General features: G+C 67.6%; 15 protein-coding genes. 6 read left to right on the top strand and 9 right to left on the bottom strand.

What is annotated here, in order from left to right; all coding sequences use genetic code 11:
• Positions 1–322: 322 nt before the first annotated feature.
• From AC3WTC_RS15735 to AC3WTC_RS15700, 8 genes are all read right to left on the bottom strand, one after another.
• A complete protein-coding gene (locus tag AC3WTC_RS15735) occupies positions 323–1,030 on the bottom strand; it encodes a DUF4124 domain-containing protein (RefSeq protein WP_492711875.1) in 708 nt (235 codons plus the stop codon).
• A gap of 43 nt (positions 1,031–1,073) precedes the next feature.
• Positions 1,074–1,634 carry an L-threonylcarbamoyladenylate synthase type 1 TsaC gene (tsaC, locus tag AC3WTC_RS15730; RefSeq protein ID WP_032952114.1) on the bottom strand — a complete coding sequence of 187 codons (561 nt, stop codon included), beginning with the start codon at positions 1,632–1,634 and terminating at the stop codon, positions 1,074–1,076.
• 121 nt (positions 1,635–1,755) lie between these two features.
• Complete coding sequence (locus AC3WTC_RS15725) at positions 1,756–4,239, bottom strand: DNA topoisomerase I (protein ID WP_099785546.1); 2,484 nt, start codon at positions 4,237–4,239, stop codon at positions 1,756–1,758.
• Positions 4,240–4,461: 222 nt separating this feature from the next.
• Positions 4,462–5,391, bottom strand: coding sequence for an RDD family protein (locus AC3WTC_RS15720; protein ID WP_059065258.1), 930 nt, complete (start codon positions 5,389–5,391; stop codon positions 4,462–4,464).
• 48 nt (positions 5,392–5,439) lie between these two features.
• Positions 5,440–6,174 (bottom strand): GYF domain-containing protein, encoded by a 735-nt coding sequence (locus AC3WTC_RS15715; protein WP_032976674.1) that lies wholly within the window; start codon positions 6,172–6,174, stop codon positions 5,440–5,442.
• A 39-nt stretch (positions 6,175–6,213) separates the two neighbouring features.
• Positions 6,214–6,687, bottom strand: a complete 474-nt coding sequence (locus AC3WTC_RS15710; RefSeq protein WP_025879062.1) for a DUF494 family protein — start codon at positions 6,685–6,687, stop codon at positions 6,214–6,216.
• 43 nt (positions 6,688–6,730) lie between these two features.
• The gene (dprA, locus tag AC3WTC_RS15705; protein ID WP_025879061.1) at positions 6,731–7,858 is read right to left on the bottom strand and encodes a DNA-processing protein DprA; all 1,128 of its coding nucleotides are present in this window, start codon (positions 7,856–7,858) and stop codon (positions 6,731–6,733) included.
• A gap of 132 nt (positions 7,859–7,990) precedes the next feature.
• A complete protein-coding gene (locus AC3WTC_RS15700) occupies positions 7,991–9,118 on the bottom strand; it encodes a LysM peptidoglycan-binding domain-containing protein (protein ID WP_032976676.1) in 1,128 nt (375 codons plus the stop codon).
• A 128-nt stretch (positions 9,119–9,246) separates the two neighbouring features.
• On the opposite strand from AC3WTC_RS15700, the gene def reads away from it, so the two are divergent.
• The 5 genes from def (at position 9,247) to AC3WTC_RS15675 (ending at position 15,283) form a co-directional block, all read left to right on the top strand.
• Positions 9,247–9,759 carry a peptide deformylase gene (gene def / locus AC3WTC_RS15695; RefSeq protein ID WP_025879059.1) on the top strand — a complete coding sequence of 171 codons (513 nt, stop codon included), beginning with the start codon at positions 9,247–9,249 and terminating at the stop codon, positions 9,757–9,759.
• 121 nt (positions 9,760–9,880) lie between these two features.
• On the top strand, positions 9,881–10,804 hold the full coding sequence (fmt, locus tag AC3WTC_RS15690; protein ID WP_492711873.1) for a methionyl-tRNA formyltransferase: 924 nt from the start codon (positions 9,881–9,883) through the stop codon (positions 10,802–10,804).
• A 3-nt stretch (positions 10,805–10,807) separates the two neighbouring features.
• Positions 10,808–12,139 carry a 16S rRNA (cytosine(967)-C(5))-methyltransferase RsmB gene (gene rsmB, locus AC3WTC_RS15685; protein WP_492711871.1) on the top strand — a complete coding sequence of 444 codons (1,332 nt, stop codon included), beginning with the start codon at positions 10,808–10,810 and terminating at the stop codon, positions 12,137–12,139.
• A 22-nt stretch (positions 12,140–12,161) separates the two neighbouring features.
• The gene (locus tag AC3WTC_RS15680) at positions 12,162–13,874 is read left to right on the top strand and encodes a glycosyltransferase family 39 protein (RefSeq protein WP_492711870.1); all 1,713 of its coding nucleotides are present in this window, start codon (positions 12,162–12,164) and stop codon (positions 13,872–13,874) included.
• Positions 13,875–14,107: 233 nt separating this feature from the next.
• Positions 14,108–15,283 carry an O-antigen ligase family protein gene (locus AC3WTC_RS15675; protein ID WP_263291494.1) on the top strand — a complete coding sequence of 392 codons (1,176 nt, stop codon included), beginning with the start codon at positions 14,108–14,110 and terminating at the stop codon, positions 15,281–15,283.
• Between the two features lie 25 nt (positions 15,284–15,308).
• Here the strand turns inward: AC3WTC_RS15675 and AC3WTC_RS15670 are convergent, their stop codons facing one another.
• Complete coding sequence (locus tag AC3WTC_RS15670; protein WP_032976680.1) at positions 15,309–16,115, bottom strand: glycosyltransferase family 2 protein; 807 nt, start codon at positions 16,113–16,115, stop codon at positions 15,309–15,311.
• Between AC3WTC_RS15670 and AC3WTC_RS15665 the strand changes: the two genes are divergently transcribed.
• Complete coding sequence (locus AC3WTC_RS15665) at positions 16,114–17,172, top strand: CDP-glycerol glycerophosphotransferase family protein (protein ID WP_492711901.1); 1,059 nt, start codon at positions 16,114–16,116, stop codon at positions 17,170–17,172. The two genes, AC3WTC_RS15670 and AC3WTC_RS15665, sit on opposite strands and share 2 nt — an antisense overlap.
• Positions 17,173–17,281: the final 109 nt, after the last annotated feature.

The following is a 17,281-nucleotide window of genomic DNA, read 5'->3' as shown; positions in this document are numbered from 1 at the left end:
GCCCCAGCGCAGAGCTCAGATGCCCCGGTAGTTGCCAACCTTGGTTGGCACCGCTGTTTGCCAGTGCCCACCAAGGTGGGCATCTACCAAAGCGGGGGCATAGCCCCAGCGCAGGGCTCAGGTGCCCCGGTAATTGCCAACCTTGGTTGGCACCGTTGTTTGCCAGCGCCCACCAAGGTGGGCATCTACCAAAGCGGGGGCACAGCCCCAGCGCAGGGCTCAGATGCCCCGGTAGTTGCCAACCTTGGTTGGCACCGCTGTTTGCCAGCGCCCACCAAGGTGGGCATCTACCAAAGCGGGGGCATGGCCCCCAGCGCAGGGCTCAGCCGCCGCAGTCCTGCGCCAGCCGCGCGTCGATGCCACGCTGCTCCTTGCTGATCGCGGTGCGCTCGCTCTGCAGCGCGCTGTTGTAACGCCGGTCCAGTTCCCAGCGACGATCACGCAGGCGTGCGCACACTTCCTGCGGGGGCAGGGCGTGGCAGGTATCGCGCACCAGGATGTTGCCGGCAGGCACGTTGACACCGACGCCCACTGACGGCGGGCGATACACCGGAGGCCCGCCGCCGATGGGGGTACCGATGGTGCTGCCGCTGCCGGCCGGACGCGGCCCCGGATGCGGTCCGGGGTACGCACCGCCAGGATGACCATGCGGGTACCAGACCGTGGTCCACAGCGGCACCCAGCGCGGATTCCCTTCGTTGTTGTCGCTGGTGTAACGGTCGCCGTCTTCACTCACGCATTCGTACATCGGCTGTGGCGGCTGGATGTAGACATGGCGCACCTCGCGCTCGCGCATCGCTGGCGTCTGCACCGGTGCGGGCGGCGCGGCCTCGGTGCTGACCACCCGTGGCGACGGGTCGCGCGGCCGTTGCAGGTCGCGCACTTGCTGGCGGCCGGCCGTGCAGGGCTTGTCCTGCAGCGCGACGGCACCATTGCTGGCGACGCAGCGGTAGACCCGCACGTCGTCGGCGGCAAGGGCCGGCAACGACAGCAGCAGGGCCAGAGACAGGACAGGGCGCAGCAGGGTCATGGGCGCAGCGTGCGCGATCGGCAACGCCGACGCAATCGACCTGTCAGGAGCGCAGTACGTTGCCACTGAGCGCGTCGCGGATCGGCGTGGGTTGGGCCAGGCCGCCGGTCTGCCCATCGAGGATGCCGTCGAGCAGGCGCAGCAGGCGTGGGTCCAGTTCTTCGCGGCTGCGCGCGGGGGGCTCGCCGGCAAGGTTGGCGCTGGTTGATACCAGGGGGCCACCCCAGGCCTGGCACAGCGCTGCGACCAGCGGGTGGGCGCTGATGCGTACCGCGATGCCGCTGTGTTCGCCGGTGATCCAGCCGGGCGCGCGGGTACCGGCGGGCAGGATCCAGGTGTTGGCGCCGGGCCAGCTGGCGAGCACTGCGCGCTGGCGTGCATCGGGCAGCGCCTGCAGGCGCACCCAGCCCTGCAGCTGCGACAGGTCAGCGGCCACCAGGATCATGCCTTTCTCGATCGGGCGCTGCTTCAGTCGCAGCAGCGTGTGCACCGCTGCCTCGTGCGCAGGATCGCAACCCAGGCCCCAGACCGCTTCGGTCGGGTAGGCAATCACCCCGCCACTGCGGAGCGTGGCGACTGCGGTGTCCAGTGTGAGTTCTTTCATGGCGGCGACCGGGCCCGGCGTGGGCCTTCATTATCCCCCCGCTGCGTGCAGAGCGGGTGGAGCGGTGGGGGCGGACCGTGGGTCCGCTCACCTTGGCAGATCATCCACGCATGGCGTGGATCTACTTGGCCGCCTTCTTGACGGCCTTCTTTGCCGGTGCCTTCTTGGCCACGGCCTTCTTCGCAGCCGCCTTCTTGGCCGGCGCCTTCTTGGCAGCAGCCTTCTTCGGCGCGGCTTCCTTCTTCACTGCCGCCTTCTTTGCCGGTGCCTTCTTGGCGGCGGCCTTCTTGGCGCCAAAGCCCTTGCGCACCGGCTTGCCGGTTTCTTCCATCAACTGCTGCACCTCGGCCAGGGTCAGCGATGCCGGTTCACGATCCTTGGGGATCTTGCCGTTCATCTTGCCGTCGCTGATGTACGGGCCGAAACGACCGTTCAGCACCTGGATGTCGCTGCCCTCGAACTCCTTGATGATCCGGTTGCGCGCGATTTCTTCCTTCTCTTCGATCAGGAACACGGCGCGGGCCAGGTCGATGGTGTACGGGTCGTCTTCCTTCTTTAGCGAGGCGTAGGTGCTGCCGCGTTTGGCGAACGGGCCGAAGCGGCCGATGCCGACGCTGACGTCCTCGCCCTTGTCCTCACCCAGCGCGCGCGGCATCAGGAACAGTTCCAGCGCGTCTTCCAGGGAAATGGTGTGCATCGACTGGCCCGGCCGCAGCGAAGCGAACTTGGGCTTGTCCTCGGCATCCTCGGCGGTGCTGCCGATGGCCGCGTACGGCCCGAACCGGCCCAGGCGCACGCTGACCGGCTTGCCGGTCTTCGGGTCGGTACCCAGTTCGCGCGCACCACTGGCCTCGGCACGGTCGACCGATTCCTTCTTGTCTTCGACCAGTTCCTTGAACGGTCCCCAGAAGCGCGACATCAGCGGAATCCACTCTTCCTCGCCACGCGAGACGGCATCGAGCTCGTCCTCCAGCTTGGCGGTGAAGTCGTAGTCGACGTACTGGGTGAAGTGGCTGGACAGGAACTTGGACACCGCACGGCCGACATCGGACGGGCGGAAGCTGCGGCCTTCCATTTCCACGTACTTGCGGAACAGCAGGGTCTGGATGATCGAGGCGTAGGTCGAAGGACGACCGATGCCGTACTCTTCCAGCGCCTTCACCAGCGCCGCTTCGGTGAAGCGCGGCGGCGGCTGGGTGAAGTGCTGGTCGGCCACGATACGCTCCAGCGGCACGCGGTCGCCCGGCTTCATCGCCGGCAGCTTGCGGCCTTCGTCGTCATCCTCGGCGCTCTTGCTGTCCTTGCCTTCCTCGTACACGGCCAGGAAGCCGGGCACCACCACCGTGGTGCCGCTGGCGCGGAACACATGTTCGCTGCCGGCCGACAGGTCCACGCTGACGGTGTTGAGCGTTGCCGGGATCATCTGGCAGGCCACTGCACGCTTCCAGATCAGCTCGTACAGCTTGCGCTCGTCGTCGGTCAGGAACCGCGCGACCTGGGACGGGGTGCGCAGTGCCGAGGTCGGGCGCACCGCTTCGTGCGCTTCCTGGGCGTTCTTGGACTTGGTCTGGTAGGTGTTGGGCTGGTCGGGCAGCGAGGCGATGCCGTAATCACGGGCAATCACGTCGCGGATTTCGGCCAGCGCGTCCTGTGACAGGTTCACCGAGTCGGTACGCATGTACGAGATCAGGCCGACCGTGCCTTCGTCGCCGCCGATGTCCACGCCTTCGTACAGCTTCTGCGCGACCTGCATGGTCTTGCGCGTGGTGAAACCGAGCTTGCGCGAGGCTTCCTGCTGCAGCGTGGAGGTGGTGAACGGCGGCGCGGGGCGGCGCTTGCGCTCCTTGCTGGCCACGTCGGTGACATGCAGGGCGCCCTGTGCGGCCTGCTGGATGCGCAGGCGGGCGGCCTCGGCGGTGTCGCCGTCGGTGACGGTGAACTGCTCGAACTTCTGCCCGTCCAGCTTGACCAGCTTGGCGTTGAAGTGCTGCGAGGGATGCGCGCACTCGGCGGCGATCGACCAGTACTCGCGGGCGATGAAGGCTTCGATCTCTTCCTCGCGCTCGACGATCATGCGCAGCGCCGGGCTCTGCACGCGGCCTGCCGACAGGCCGCGCTGGACCTTGCGCCACAGCACCGGCGACAGGTTGAAACCGACCAGGTAGTCCAGCGCGCGCCGCGCCTGCTGGGCATCGACCAGGTCGCTGGCGATCTCGCGCGGCTGGCTGATCGCTTCCTTGATCGCGCGCGGGGTGATCTCGGTGAACACCACGCGCTGCATCGGCTTGTCCTTGACCAGCCCGCGCTCCTTCAGGATCTCGGCGATATGCCAGCTGATCGCTTCACCCTCGCGATCCGGGTCGGTCGCCAGCAGGATGTCGTCGGCGCCCTTTGCGGCCTTGGCGATCGCATCGACATGCTTTTCGTTCTTCTCGATCACGTCGTAATGCATGGCGAACCCGTTGTCCGGGTCAACCGCGCCTTCCTTCGGGATCAGGTCACGCACGTGCCCATACGAGGCCAGGACCGTGTAGTCCTTGCCGAGGTATTTGTTGATCGTCTTGGCTTTGGCCGGCGATTCAACGATGAGCAGGTGCTTGGGCATGGCAGCAGGGTCTGTGGGTAAGCCGCGGGGAAGGGCCGCTAGGGTGGAGCAAACGGCCGCATTAGTGAAGCGGCCACGGGCAAATCAATAAACTGAACGCCCGGGACTGTGCCGGGCGTTCAGGTTTCACCTTATTAGAGGAATCACGCCCGGCCTGCCATTGTCAAGCAGGGGGGCGTGAGGATGGCCGTCCGCGACGGCGCATTGGCCCTCGATCCGCGATCACGACGCCATGTTGGCGATGACGCCGACGGCGAAGATGATCGCGGCGAAACCGGCCAGCATCAGCAGGCCGCCCAGCACCAGGATCACGATGGTCACCGTGCCCATCTCGCGGCGCTGCAGCTGCGGCTGGTCGGTATAGGCCCAGCGGTCGACCACCACGGTGTCGCAGATCAGGTCATGCAGGCCCTGCTTGCGCTCGGTGAAGGCGGCCATCAGGTAGCCGATGCACAGTGTCAGGCCACTGAGGATGGTGGCGAAATAGCGGCCGATGCTGCGGCCCAGGGTCAGGCGATCGCCATTGCCGCGCACGACCTTGATGCCGATGGCCATCTTGCCGAGGGTGGCACCGCCGCGGGAGGCATGGAACCAGCCGTAGTAAGCGGCGGCGATGAACAGGCCTGCCAGGCCACTGATCAGCTGGGTGACCACTTCAACCGCTGTTTCGCCGCTGCCGGCAGCGCCCATGCCCGCGCCGAGCACGAAGCCCAGCACGCCACCGACCACGCCGCTGGGAATCAGCAGGACGAAGTAGTCGATCAAGTAGGCGGCAAAGCGCTTCCAGAAGCCGGCATAGACCACCTCGCCGCCCTGCACCGGCTGCGAATAGTCACTGCCGCCTGCACCGGGCGCGGTGTACGGCGAGCTGCTGAGGGCGCCGGTGCCCGGCAGGGGCGCGGTGCCGTTGTCGATCGCGGCGTAGTCGTTGCGCAGGTCGAAGCCACCGGTGGCGGTGGACGTGCTGGCATCGGCCAGGGTCTGCAGGCCCAGCTCTTCCACCATCTGCCGCAGCGGCGCCCACTGCCCCATGCCTTCGCGCCAGACCAGGGTGTCCAGGTTCAACTGGCCACGCTGGAAGCGCTGGCGGATCTCGGTGACCTCCAGCGGTCCCTGGCGTTGCTGTCCTTCGGCGTAGTACCACTCAGTCATTGCATGTCCCCTGTTGGGTCGTCCTTGGTGGGTTGCCCGGTGCGCGGCTCAGCCGCGGCATTGCGTGGGCAGATACTTGTCGTCGCTTTCGCCGCTGCATTCCCAGCGCCCGCTGTCGCGGTCGTATTCGAGCCAGAGCAGGTCGCCATCCTGGCTCTTGCCGGGAACCGCGAGCGTCGCTTCGATGCCGCAGTGGCCATTGTTGAAGCGGCCGATATGCACGGCCGACAGGCCCTGGCCTGCGAATTCGTCCGCCGCCGGGAAGCCGGCGTCGTTGGCGCCCGGGCAGCGGCCCTGGTCATCGGCGAAGTGCTGGACCTTGTCCTTCAGCGGCTGCAGCACGGTGACCGCGCCGGCGACCTTGGCCTTGATGGTGTAGTCGTTGTAGGCCGGCAGGGCGATCGCGGCCAGGATGGCCAGGATCGGCACCACCACCAGCAGTGCGACGCCGCCGATGATGGCGGTCAACGCGCAGCCGGACAGGCCCTTCTTCGCGACCGGGGCAGCGTCCATCGGCGTGGTCGCGTACGGAGAGGCGGGCGGAAGGGTTGGCGGCAGAGGGGCGGCAGGCGGCGGCGGTGGTGCCGTGGCGGCTGCATCAACGGCGGGCACGATCAGGCCCAGTTCGTCGACCACGTTGCGCAACGGCTGCCATTGCGGCAAGCCGTCGCGCCATACCAGGGTGTCCAGGGTGATCTGGTTGCTGCGGAACAGCTCGATCAACTGTTCCGAGGGCAACGGGCCTTGCTGGCGGTTGCCTTCGGCATGGAACCACTCACTCACGGGGACGCTCCTGAATGCGCACGGTCCCCAAGTGTACGGTCAGTGCAGGGGTTCTGGCTCGTCCACGAACATCTGCGTTTCCATCCAAGCGTAGGCCGCCTCGGCGCCGGGCTGGTTGAACAGCACCATCAGCACGACCCATTTCAGGTCGTCCAGGTCCAGTTCGTCCTGGTCCAGGGCCATCGCCCGGTCCAGCACCAGCTCGCGCTGGCCGGCATCGAGGATGCCGTGCTGTTCCAGGTACAGCAGGAAACCACGGCACTCCACGTCAAGCTTGTCCAGCTCCGGGCCGTGATAGATGCGCACCGGGCCATCGACCCGGGCCTGGGCCGCGCTTGGGCGCTGCGCTGCCAGGGCATCGAGCCATTCGAATGCCTTGTTGATCTCAGTGGGGCTGAAACCGGCCTGGATCAGGCCATTCTGCAGTGAGTCGCGGTCACGGATCAGGTCCGCATCTTCGCTGAAATAGTGTTCAAACAGGTACAACAGTACATCCAGGATGCTCTCTTTCATTGCCCCTCGGCCTGCGTCGCGCGACGCTGTGGAGGTGAAGAAACTAGGGACGTCGACAGTAGCGGCCGTGTACGCACACCACGATCCCCGCAAGTTCCATGGCCAGCAGCATGGAGGACACCTCCGACGCCGTCAATCCACACTGCGTGATCAGTGAATCCATACTGATTGGGTCGTGCTCCAGCACCCGCCACAAGCGCTGGTAGTCAGCGTCGTTCGCCCAGCATGCCGGCAGGTCCGCCGGCGCTGCCTGTTCAGTGGGGGTGGCAAGCCGGGTTTGCAAGCCCGGAAGCTGGTGACGCAGTGCCGGGGCCAGCAGTTCCAGCACTTCTTCGGGCCGTTCGACCAGGGCAACCCCTTCACGGATGAGCCGGTGGCAGCCGGCGGCGCGCGGATTGAGCACCGAACCGGGTATCGCGCAGACCTCGCGGCCGGCTTCGGCTGCCAGCCGGGCGGTGATCAGGGCGCCCGAGCGTTGCGCGGCCTCGACCACCACCGTGGCCAGGGCCAACCCGGCCACCAGCCGGTTGCGCGCGGGGAAGTGACCCGGCCGTGCGGGCGTACCTGGCAGGTACTCGCTGAGCACCGCGCCGTCGGTGGCGATTCTTGCCTGCAGGCGGGCATGGCTGGTGGGATAGGCGCGGTCCGGGCCAGTGCCTATCACCGCGAGGGTGCAGCCGCCCGCGTCCAGTGCCGCCTGGTGGGCGGCTGCATCGATGCCTGCCGCCAATCCACTGGTCACCGCCAGCCCGGCCTCGACGAAGCAGCTGGCAAACCGGGCGGCCAGGGCACGACCGGCGGGGGTGGGTGAACGGCTGCCGACCAGGGCCACCGCAGGACGCCAGGCGATGGCCGGATCGCCGGCAACGAACAGCGCCAGGGGCGGATTGGGTGCATCAAGCAGGAGGGGCGGGAAGGCGGGATCGTTGCAGGCCAGCAGATGATGATCAGGCTGCTGCAGCCAGCGCTGCGCAAGCGCGAGGGCGCGGGTGTCGGGACGCTCCAGCGCAGCGCATTGTTCCGCCGTGCAGCCGTGGGCCCGCCAGCCTGCAACACCGAGCGCCAACGCTGCATCCGCATTGCCGGTGGTCTGCAGCAGCGCGCGCCTGGGTGCCAGGGAACCAGCCGCGATCAACAGGCGCAGCAGCGCCTCATGTCCATGCTCAGTCATCCCCCGACTATCGGCCTCACGCAACAAAGGCGCCCTAGGGCGCCTTCGCGTATTGCTGTCAGGGTATCCCGGAGGTTGCCGGCCGATGCGGTCGGCACTCCCTGCCGAGGCCGGGCGGGGCCCGGCGCCGGATCATTTTGCGTCCGGATGCAGCGCGCTGTAGCCCACACGCACCGGCTTCACACCCTGCATCACCAGCGCATAGCTGACGTTGTCGAAGGTGCGGAAGACCATGGCATGCGCGGCGTACTCATCAGGCAGGCTGACCCGGCCGGCGCCGGTGCTGATCGAGTCGTCCATGCGCGAGGACCCCGGGAACTTCATCCGGTGCGCCACGTGGCTGCCATGGCGCCACAGCGAGAACACGGTGCCGTTGTCCACGCCCTGGGCGCGGCCAGCGGAAATCGCGATCACATCGCGCGGGCCGCCGGTAGTGAACATATCGGTGACTGCCAGCACGCGTACATCCACGCCTTCCACGCCGGCTGCGGGCACATGCGGGAAGAACTGCAGGTCGTACGGGGTGGCCTCGACCGGCACCAGGCGGTCGCCTGCACGTACTTCACGGCCGCCGCTGGCGTTGTCCAGCGCCAGGGTCGACGCTTCGGTCTTGCCGCCGGCCACCTGGGTGATGGTGCCGGTGCCGACCTGTGCCAGCTCATAACCCAGCACGCCGCGGCGGTGGTTGGGCGCGCTGAAGGCCTTCCAGAGATTGCCGCTGCCCGGGGTGACGTCGCCGTTGGCGGTCAGGTCCTCGGTGGGCTTGGGCTGGGCGTAGCGCACGGTCGGGCGGACCACGGCCCAGCGCTGCCCGACCTGGGCGTCGGCCAGGCGCACATAGGCGGTCTGCCCACCGGTGGCGCGCAGGCGGTTGTCTTCCAGGCCGACCACATAGGGCAGCTGTTCGATGCTGTCGACCACGCTGAGCTGCTTCAGGAACGGCTCGACCTGGGCCAGCGGCACGCCGGTTACCGGGGCTTCCTGGCGCGGGCCGGGCTGGGCCGTCACGCGGTCCAGGTAGGCCAGGCTGAGGACGTCACCGGGATAGATCAGGTGTGGATTGGCGACCTGCGGATTGGCCTGCCATATCTCCGGCCACAGCCATGGTTTCTGCAGGAATCGTCCTGCGATGTCCCACAGGGTGTCCCCTTTGCGGACCACATAGGTGTCCGGGTGCCCGCCATTCACTTCCACGGCGGTAGCATAGGCAGCCACGGTCAGCATCGCCGCGGCGACGACCGTACGAAAACGAAGCAACATAGGTGTGAAGCCCTGATTCCCCAACAGGTTCGCGCACTATAGTCCAGAAACCGGGGCGCAAGGCAAGCGTTGGAGCTAGAATCTGCGACGTATGCCGGCGTACCCCGGCCCCAACCCCGGAAACTGCCATGGCTTTACTCCCCATCCTTGAGTTCCCCGATCCGCGCCTGCGTACCAAGGCTGCGTTGATCGATGCCGCCGAAGTGACCACGCCGGCGTTCCAGGAGCTGCTCGACAACATGTTCGAGACCATGTACGACGCCCCGGGCATCGGCCTGGCTGCCAGCCAGGTGGACGTGCACCAGCGCTTCATGGTCATCGACGTGAGCGAAGAAAAGAACGAGCCGCGCGTCTTCATCAACCCGGAAATCGTCGCCAAGGACGGGGGCCAGGTGTACCAGGAAGGCTGCCTGTCGGTGCCCGGCATCTTCGCCGACGTGACCCGTGCCGACACCATCACCGTCAAGTTCCTGGATCGCCAGGGGCAGCCGCAGGAGTTGACCACCGACGGCCTGCTGGCGGTCTGCGTGCAGCACGAGATGGACCATCTGGACGGCAAGCTGTTCATCGATTACCTGTCGCCGCTGAAGCGCGAGATGGTCCGCAAGAAGCTGGCCAAGCAGCGCAAGCACGTGGCGTGATCGCTGCTCCGGGCCGCCCTTCGGGGTGGCCCGCGCCTGCGCGTGACGCGCGGGCTGCATGGCGCCGGCCGACGGCGCCGTTTTTTTTCCTGCACGATTTCATCCTGCAAGTGGGGTTGCCATGAGGATTGTCTTTGCCGGTACGCCGGAATTCGCGGTGTCGTCGCTGCGCGCGGCCGCGCGTCATCACGAGGTGGTGGCTGTCTATACCCAGCCCGATCGCCCTGCCGGTCGCGGCCGTGGTCTGGCGCCTTCGCCGGTCAAGCTGGAAGCGGTCGCCCGTGGCATCCCCGTGTACCAGCCGGAAACGCTGAAGGACGAAGTGGCCCAGCAGCAGCTGCGTGACCTGCAGCCGGACCTGATGGTGGTGGTGGCCTATGGCCTGATCCTGCCCAAGGCGGTGCTGACCATTCCGACCCACGGTTGCTGGAACGTGCATGGTTCGCTGCTGCCGCGCTGGCGCGGCGCCGCACCGATCCAGCGCGCCATCCAGGCCGGTGACAGCAAGACCGGCGTCTGCCTGATGCAGATGGAAGCCGGCCTGGATACGGGCCCGGTGCTGCTGCACCAGGAGCTGCCGATCGCCGCTACCGATACCGGTGGCCAGCTGCACGACAAGCTGGCCGAGCTCGGCGCGCAGGTGCTGTCCGATGGGCTGGGCCTGCTGCGCGCCGGCATCAAGCCGATCGCACGGCCGCAGCCGGAGCAGGGCGTGACATACGCGCACAAGCTGGACAAGGCCGAGGCAAAACTTGACTGGGCGCAGGACGCAGAAGCGTTGGCGCGCACGGTGCGTGCATTCAATCCGTGGCCGATTGCCGAGGCACTGCTGGCCGGTGAGCGCGTGCGCATCCACGGCGCGGTGGCGCTGGATATGACGCATGGCCAGGCGCCGGGCACGGTGCTGGCCGCGGGCCGCGAGGGCATCGACATCGCCTGCGGGCAGGGCGCGTTGCGCCTGCGCGTGCTGCAGCGCGAAGGCGGCAAGGCAATCACCGCTGCCGACTACCTCAATGCGCGCCGTGATCTGCGCGTGGGGGTTTGACGGGTGAGCAAGGCAAACGATTTTTCCATCGCCAAGGCGGCGCCGGGCGCGGCCACCCGCATGCTGGCTGCGCGCGTGCTTGCGCAGGTGTTCACCCGCGGTCGTTCGCTCAAGGCGGAACTGGCCTGGGCGCTGCCGAAGCTGTCCGACACCCGCGACCGCGCGCTGCTTGAAGCGTTGTGCTTTGCGGTGCTGCGTCGTCGCAGCACCTATGACGCCGCCCTGCAGGGATGGATGCAGAAGCCGCTGTCCGCACGCGATGCCGACCTGCGCACGTTGCTGATGGTGGGCTTCGCCCAGCTGGATGTGCTGGAACTGCCTGCCCATGCGGCCCTGTCGGCGACGGTCGATGCTGCACGCGCACTTGGCCGCGAACGCCAGGCTGGCCTGGTCAATGCGATCCTGCGACGGGCCCAGCGCGAAGGCTTCCCCGAACAACCGGCGCGCGACGCATTTCCGGCATGGCTGGCCGAGGCCGTCGAGCACGACTGGCCGGCACAGGCCGAGGCGATCTTCGCCGCCAGCCTGCAGCCAGCGCCGCTGTGGCTGCGTGCCAACCGCCAGCAGGGCGGGCGCGACAAGATGATGGCGGCCCTGGCCGAGGCGGGCATTGCCGCCGAAGCCAGCGCGCTGAGCGCTGATGCGCTGCGACTGGCCGTGCCGGTTCCGGTGAACCAGCTGCCCGGTTTCGGCGAAGGCCTGCTGTCGGTGCAGGATCTGTCGGCGCAGTGTGCAGCCGACGCGCTGGCGCCGCCGGCAGGCAGCCGCGTGCTCGACGCCTGTGCCGCCCCGGGCGGCAAGTCGGCGCACCTGCTCGAGCGTGACCCCAGCCTGCAATTGCTGGCGCTGGATATCGATGCCCGTCGTCTGGCGCGCGCCAGGGATACGTTCGCCCGCACCGGTGTGGGCGAAGGCGCCCAGGTCCTGGTGGCCGATGCCAGCGATCCGGGGGCATGGTGGGACGGCGTTCCGTTCGACGCGATCCTGCTGGACGCACCGTGCTCGGCCACCGGCGTCATCCGCCGGCAACCGGACGTGATGTTCCATCGCCGTGCGGAAGACATCGATGCGCTGGTCGGCATCCAGGCCCGCCTGCTGGAAGCCTGCTGGTCGATGCTGCGCCCCGGTGGTGTGTTGCTGTATGCCACCTGCTCGATCCTGCGCGCGGAAAACGTCGATCAGGTAAAGGGCTTCCTGAAATGGCACGCGGATGCGGAAGCGGTCGCGCTGGATGACGCATTTGGTCTGGAGTGTGACGGTATTGCTCGCCAGCGCCTGCCCGGTGAAAACGATGCTGACGGATTTTTCTACGCGCGTCTGCTAAAAAAGGGCTGACCCAACCGCTGTCCGAGCCCCCATGCTGAAAACCCGTGCGTCACGCCAGACATGGCTGTTCGTTGTGATGGCCCTGTTGGTGTTGGGTGCCGGGCTGGGACTACGCGATCCCTGGCCCTCGGACGAACCGCGCTTCGCCCTGGTCGCCAAGCAGATGGTGGACAGCGGCGACTGGCTGTTCCCGCACCGTGGGCTGGAGCTGTACTCGGACAAGCCGCCGATGCTGATGTGGTGGCAGGCCACGCTGTACAGCGTGATCGGCAACTGGCGCGTGGCGTTCCTGCTGCCTTCGCTGATCGCTGCACTGGGCACGCTGTGGTGCGTGGTCGACCTCGGCCGGCGCCTGTGGACACGCCAGGTCGGTCTTTACGCTGGCTGGGCGCTGCTGTTCGCCCTGCAGTTCACCTTCCAGTCGAAGAAGGCGCAGATCGACCCGCTGGTGGTGTTGTTCATCACCCTGGCCAACTATGGCCTGCTGCGCCACCTGCTGCTGGGCCCTGCCTGGCGCTGGTGGTGGCTGGGCTGGTTCTTTGCCGGCATCGGGGTGATCACCAAGGGCGTGGGCGTGATCGCGCTGCTGATGATCGTGCCAGCGGTGATCGGCTCGGCCCTGCACTGGCCACGGGTGCGGCTGCATGCGCGCGACCTGCGCTTCTGGCTGGCACCGCTGGCATTCGTGTTGGCCATCGCGCTGTGGCTGGTGCCCATGGTGATGACCGCGCTGGCCACCCGTTCCGGCGAATACCTGGCCTACATGGACGACATCCTGTTCCGGCAGACCGCCAAGCGCTATGCGCAATCGTGGGACCACCACCAGCCATGGTGGTACTTCCTGGGCACCATGCCGTCGATGTGGATTCCGGCCTTCCTGGCGGTGCCGTGGGCGATCCCCGCCTGGCGGCGCCGGCTGCAGCGCCGGGATGCGCGCTATCTGTTGCTGCTGGGCTGGTGGGCGCTGATCGTGCTGTTCTTCTCGATCCCCAATGGCAAGCGCGACGTCTACATCCTGCCGGCGCTGCCGATGTTCTGCCTGGCGCTGGCGCCGTTGCTGCCGGGGCTGCTGCGCCGGCGTGACGCGCAATGGCTGCTGGGGGCGTTCACCCTGCTGCTGTCGCTGGGCACGTTGGCCGCGGGGTTGTCTGCCCTGCTGGGCAAGCCCGGCTTCGAAATGCGGCTGATGCAGACGCGGGGCATCGGCAATGGCGAAATGAACGCCCTGGCCTGGGCGGCGATGGCGATGGGCGGCTGGGGTGTGGCCAGCCTGCTGCTGTTCGGGCGCGCCCGCCGCGAGCTGGCCCTGGTCTCGACCCTGACTGCCGTCTGGGTGCTGTACAGCCTGATCGGCTATCCGCTGCTGAATGATTCAAGTTCCGCCCGCGGCCTGATGCGGCACACCGGCCAGCGTATCGGCGCCGATGCCGAGCTGGGACTGGTGGCCTGGAAAGAGCAGAATCTGCTGATGGCAGACCGCCCGGCAGCCACCTTCGGTTTCAACGAGCCCTGGGATGCACAGCTGGCTGCGGCGGTGGAATGGCAACAGCTGGCGCCCCGGCGGCGCTGGTTGCTGGTCCACGAAGACGCGCTGCTGCCCTGCATCGACCGCGACCGTGCCGAGCTGGCCGGGATCGCCAACCGCCGCCGCTGGTGGCTGGTACCGGCTGCTGCCGTGCAGGGCCGGTGTGTGGCCAGCGCGGAGGAACGCGAACGTGAACGACGGCTGCAACGTGAGGAATAACCATCCTGGCCCGTGCTTGTCCAGACTGCCCAAGCGACAGCAAAGGCAGTAAAACGTCAGCGTGGGATTGGCCGTGCCGGTGATCCCGTTCATTCCGCCGGATTGCAGCGAACTTTTTCGACGTGGCAGCTTCACAGCACAACCTGGAATCCACGATCGGCGATCCGCTGGGCGTCCCCGCAGGCAGGCGCCCGCGCGCGGCGCACTGGCTGGCGCAGATCGGCCTGTTCTGCATGCCGGCACTGGTGCTGACGATCCCGATCAACCTGTTGCCCTACGCGCTGCTGCTGCTGGTCAGCACGGCGATGGTGCCCGGCCTGCTGTGGCAGGCCCGGCGTATGGACAAGCAGCCGATCAAGGTCCTCAGCTGGCTGATGCTGGCGGTGCTGGTGATGGCCATCGTGTCGGTCGCGCTGTTCGAACAGGGCTTGCGCGATGTCGACAATCGATCCCGCTTCCTGGTCATCCCGTGGATCGCACTGTGGGTGTGTGCGCTGCGCCCGGACATGCGCTGGCTGTGGCGCGGTGCGTTGGCCGGACTGGTGGGCACCTTCGTGCTTTCGGCGCTGCAGGTGTTCCAGGGTGCGGCACGCGCCGAACTGTTCACCAACGCGATCGTGCTCGCCGACATCGTGATGATGCTGATGGTGCTGCTGGTGTTCTGCCGGCCGTCGCGGCGCTGGTCGTTGGTGATCGTCGGAATGGCCGCCGGCTGCGGAACCATCATCCTGACCGGAAGCCGGGGCGTGTTCGCGGCCCTGCTGGCGCTGCTGGTGGTGCTGGCACTGAGCCTGCGCTGGCGCACCGGCGCGGCGCGTCTTTCAGTGCTTGCCGGCATGCTGGCCATCGGCGCGACCCTGCTGCTGTCGGTGCCCGAACTGCGCCACCAGGTGCGGTTGTCCGAACTGCACAGCGATGTGCAGCGCATGGAGCAGGGTGACAGCGACTCTTCGGCCGGGGCGCGCGTCGAGCGCCTGCAGGTGGCGTGGGAGACCTTCCTCGACCATCCACTGACCGGGGTGGGCATCGGCCACTTCGACAGGGCCATGAAGCGTGTGCCGGCCTGCCGCGAGAATCCGCAGGAAATCCGCTGCCACCTGCGCCATGCGCACAACGATCTGGCCGAATGGTCGGCCACCCAGGGCCTGCCGGGCATGTTGCTGCTGCTGGCGGTATACGGGGTGCCACTCTGGGTGTTCCTGCGCCTGCACCGGCGCAGTGGACACGCTACCTTCCGTGGCCCTGCCGCCGCCGGTGTGATGGTGGTGGTGTCCTACATCCTGTGCGGCCTGACCCAGTCGATGTTCGCGCACCAGATGACCGCAAGCTTCTACGTCACCATCGTCGGCCTGCTGACCGGCCTGTCGATCGTGGAAGGTGCCCGGCACCGGGCAAAGAACGCCCGGTAGCGTCCAGCCACGCTCGGCTCCGCACTCAGGGGTTGGGCGGATCGGACACGGCCTGACCGTTGCCCAGCATCCACAGCATGATGGTCTTCTGGCGCACGTAGTTGGCGCGCACGTAGGCATATACCAGGCCATGCCAGCCGTCGCGGAAGCCGCCACGGAACAGGAAGCCGCGCCAGAACCGCCAGGCCGGGGCCAGCACCAGCTTGCCGAGGGTGGCCCGCTTGCCACGCGCGAACTCGTGTTCGGCCATCATCCGCGCGTACTTCTCGGTCTTGGCCAGCTGCTGCTGCAGCGAGCGGTAGGGGAAGTGGATGAGGTCCCCGCGCAGGGTGCCGACCGTGCCATCGACACTGGCCGCCTCATGGATCTCGCGCTTGCCGCGCCAGCCGCCGTGGCGGCGGTCGAACAGGCGCAGCACCCGGTCCGGATAGGCATTGCCGTGGCGCAGGAACCTGCCGAAGTACTCCGACAGGCGGGCGAAGCGGTAACCCGCATGACCTGCAAAGCCGCCGTCGCGGGCCTGCTCGATGGCCGTGCGCAGTTCCGGGCTGATGCGCTCGTCGGCGTCCAGGCACAGCACCCAGTGGTGGGTGGCCTGCTCGACGCAGAATGCCTTCTGGCTGCGGAAGCCATCGAACGGACGCTGCAGCACGCGGGCGCCGGCCGCCTCGGCGATGGCCACCGTGGCGTCGGTGGACTGCGAGTCCACCACCACGATCTCATCGCAGAAGGCCAGCGAGGCCAGGCAGTCGCCGATGCGCCCGGCCTCGTTGAACGCGATAATGCAGGCCGAGATGCGAGGCCGTTCGATGGGAGCGGTCGTGGAGGACATGATGGCCGGGTACCTGTTGTTTGCGACGGAGCGCTATGCGCTGCCTATTCTCGCCCCGTTGGTGCAGGCCTTGCACGCTTCCGGCCAGGAAGTGGCGGCCTGGTTCGAAGATGGTGCGGCTGGCAGCCAGCTGCCCGGCGTGCCGAACATCGGCCTGAAGCAGGCCCTGGCGATGCGGCCGCGGGCGGTGTTCAGCGCGGCCAACTGGGTGCCGACCTTCCTGTCGGGGGCCAAGGTGCAGCTGTTCCATGGCTTCAACGTGGAAAAGCGCGACAGTGCGCGTGGCCACTTCCGGGTGCGCGGCATGTTCGACCTGTACTGCACGCAGGGCCCTGCCACCACCGCGCCGTTCCGCGGGATCGCGGCAGTGCAGGGCCATTTCGCCGTGGCGGAAACCGGCTGGCCGAAGCTGGACCCGCTGTTCCGCGACGACGGTGGCGACAGTGCCGTGCTGCGCAGTGCAGCCGGCGGCCGCCCGGTGATCCTGTTCGGTTCAACCTTCACCGAGCGCTTGAGCGCCGCCCCGCACCTGCATGCGCAGATCGCGGCCGACATCGCCGCCGGGCAGCACTACTGGCTGCTGACCCTGCACCCGAAGTGCCCGCCGGAACTGTTCGAACGCTACCGCGCGCTGGCCGGCGCCAATGCGCGTTTCATCGAACCGGAGCAGGTGATGGCCGCCCAGCGCGCCGCCGACGTGCTGGTGTCGGACACCTCATCGATCGTTTCGGAGTTCATCGTCCAGCACAAGCCGGTGGTGACCTTCCGCAACCGCGTGCCGAAGCCGCACATGATCGATTTCGACGATCCGCAGCAGTTGCCGGCCATGCTGGCGCGCGCGCTGCATCCCGACGCGGCGTTGCAGGCGGAGATCGTGCGTTACGCCGATGCCATTCACCCCTATCGCGATGGCCTGTCCAGCGAGCGGGTGATCGCCGCCACCGAGGATTTCCTGTCCGGCGAAATGGGCGTGCTGCGTCGCAAGCCGTTTGGCAGTTGGGTCCGGGACCTGCAGATCCGCAAGGACCTGGGCTACTGGGGTCCGTCGCAGCGGTGATGTGGGTAGTGCCGGCCGCTGGCCGGCAACCACCGGAATGCCTGCGGATGTGGGTAGTGCCGGCCGCTGGCCGGCATCCACCGGAATGCCTGCGTTTGCCGGCCAGCGG

The sequence above is a fragment of the Stenotrophomonas sp. FW305-C-20-S1 genome (genome assembly GCF_058783335.1).
The sequence above is the reverse complement of the archived record's forward strand: the minus strand, read 5'-3'. Positions and strand labels throughout refer to the sequence as shown.

Excerpts from the sequence above, each read along its gene's own strand:
- dprA (WP_025879061.1), bottom strand. The coding sequence starts at position 7,858 with ATGACTGAGCATGGACATGAGGCGCTGCTGCGCCTGTTGATCGCGGCT.
- fmt (WP_492711873.1), top strand. The coding sequence starts at position 9,881 with ATGAGGATTGTCTTTGCCGGTACGCCGGAATTCGCGGTGTCGTCGCTG.
- AC3WTC_RS15700 (WP_032976676.1), bottom strand. The coding sequence starts at position 9,118 with ATGTTGCTTCGTTTTCGTACGGTCGTCGCCGCGGCGATGCTGACCGTG.
- AC3WTC_RS15725 (WP_099785546.1), bottom strand. The coding sequence starts at position 4,239 with ATGCCCAAGCACCTGCTCATCGTTGAATCGCCGGCCAAAGCCAAGACG.
- AC3WTC_RS15710 (WP_025879062.1), bottom strand. The coding sequence starts at position 6,687 with ATGAAAGAGAGCATCCTGGATGTACTGTTGTACCTGTTTGAACACTAT.
- AC3WTC_RS15680 (WP_492711870.1), top strand. The coding sequence starts at position 12,162 with ATGCTGAAAACCCGTGCGTCACGCCAGACATGGCTGTTCGTTGTGATG.
- AC3WTC_RS15720 (WP_059065258.1), bottom strand. The coding sequence starts at position 5,391 with ATGACTGAGTGGTACTACGCCGAAGGACAGCAACGCCAGGGACCGCTG.
- AC3WTC_RS15675 (WP_263291494.1), top strand. The coding sequence starts at position 14,108 with ATGCCGGCACTGGTGCTGACGATCCCGATCAACCTGTTGCCCTACGCG.
- AC3WTC_RS15665 (WP_492711901.1), top strand. The coding sequence starts at position 16,114 with ATGATGGCCGGGTACCTGTTGTTTGCGACGGAGCGCTATGCGCTGCCT.
- def (WP_025879059.1), top strand. The coding sequence starts at position 9,247 with ATGGCTTTACTCCCCATCCTTGAGTTCCCCGATCCGCGCCTGCGTACC.
- AC3WTC_RS15735 (WP_492711875.1), bottom strand. The coding sequence starts at position 1,030 with ATGACCCTGCTGCGCCCTGTCCTGTCTCTGGCCCTGCTGCTGTCGTTG.
- AC3WTC_RS15670 (WP_032976680.1), bottom strand. The coding sequence starts at position 16,115 with ATGTCCTCCACGACCGCTCCCATCGAACGGCCTCGCATCTCGGCCTGC.
- tsaC (WP_032952114.1), bottom strand. The coding sequence starts at position 1,634 with ATGAAAGAACTCACACTGGACACCGCAGTCGCCACGCTCCGCAGTGGC.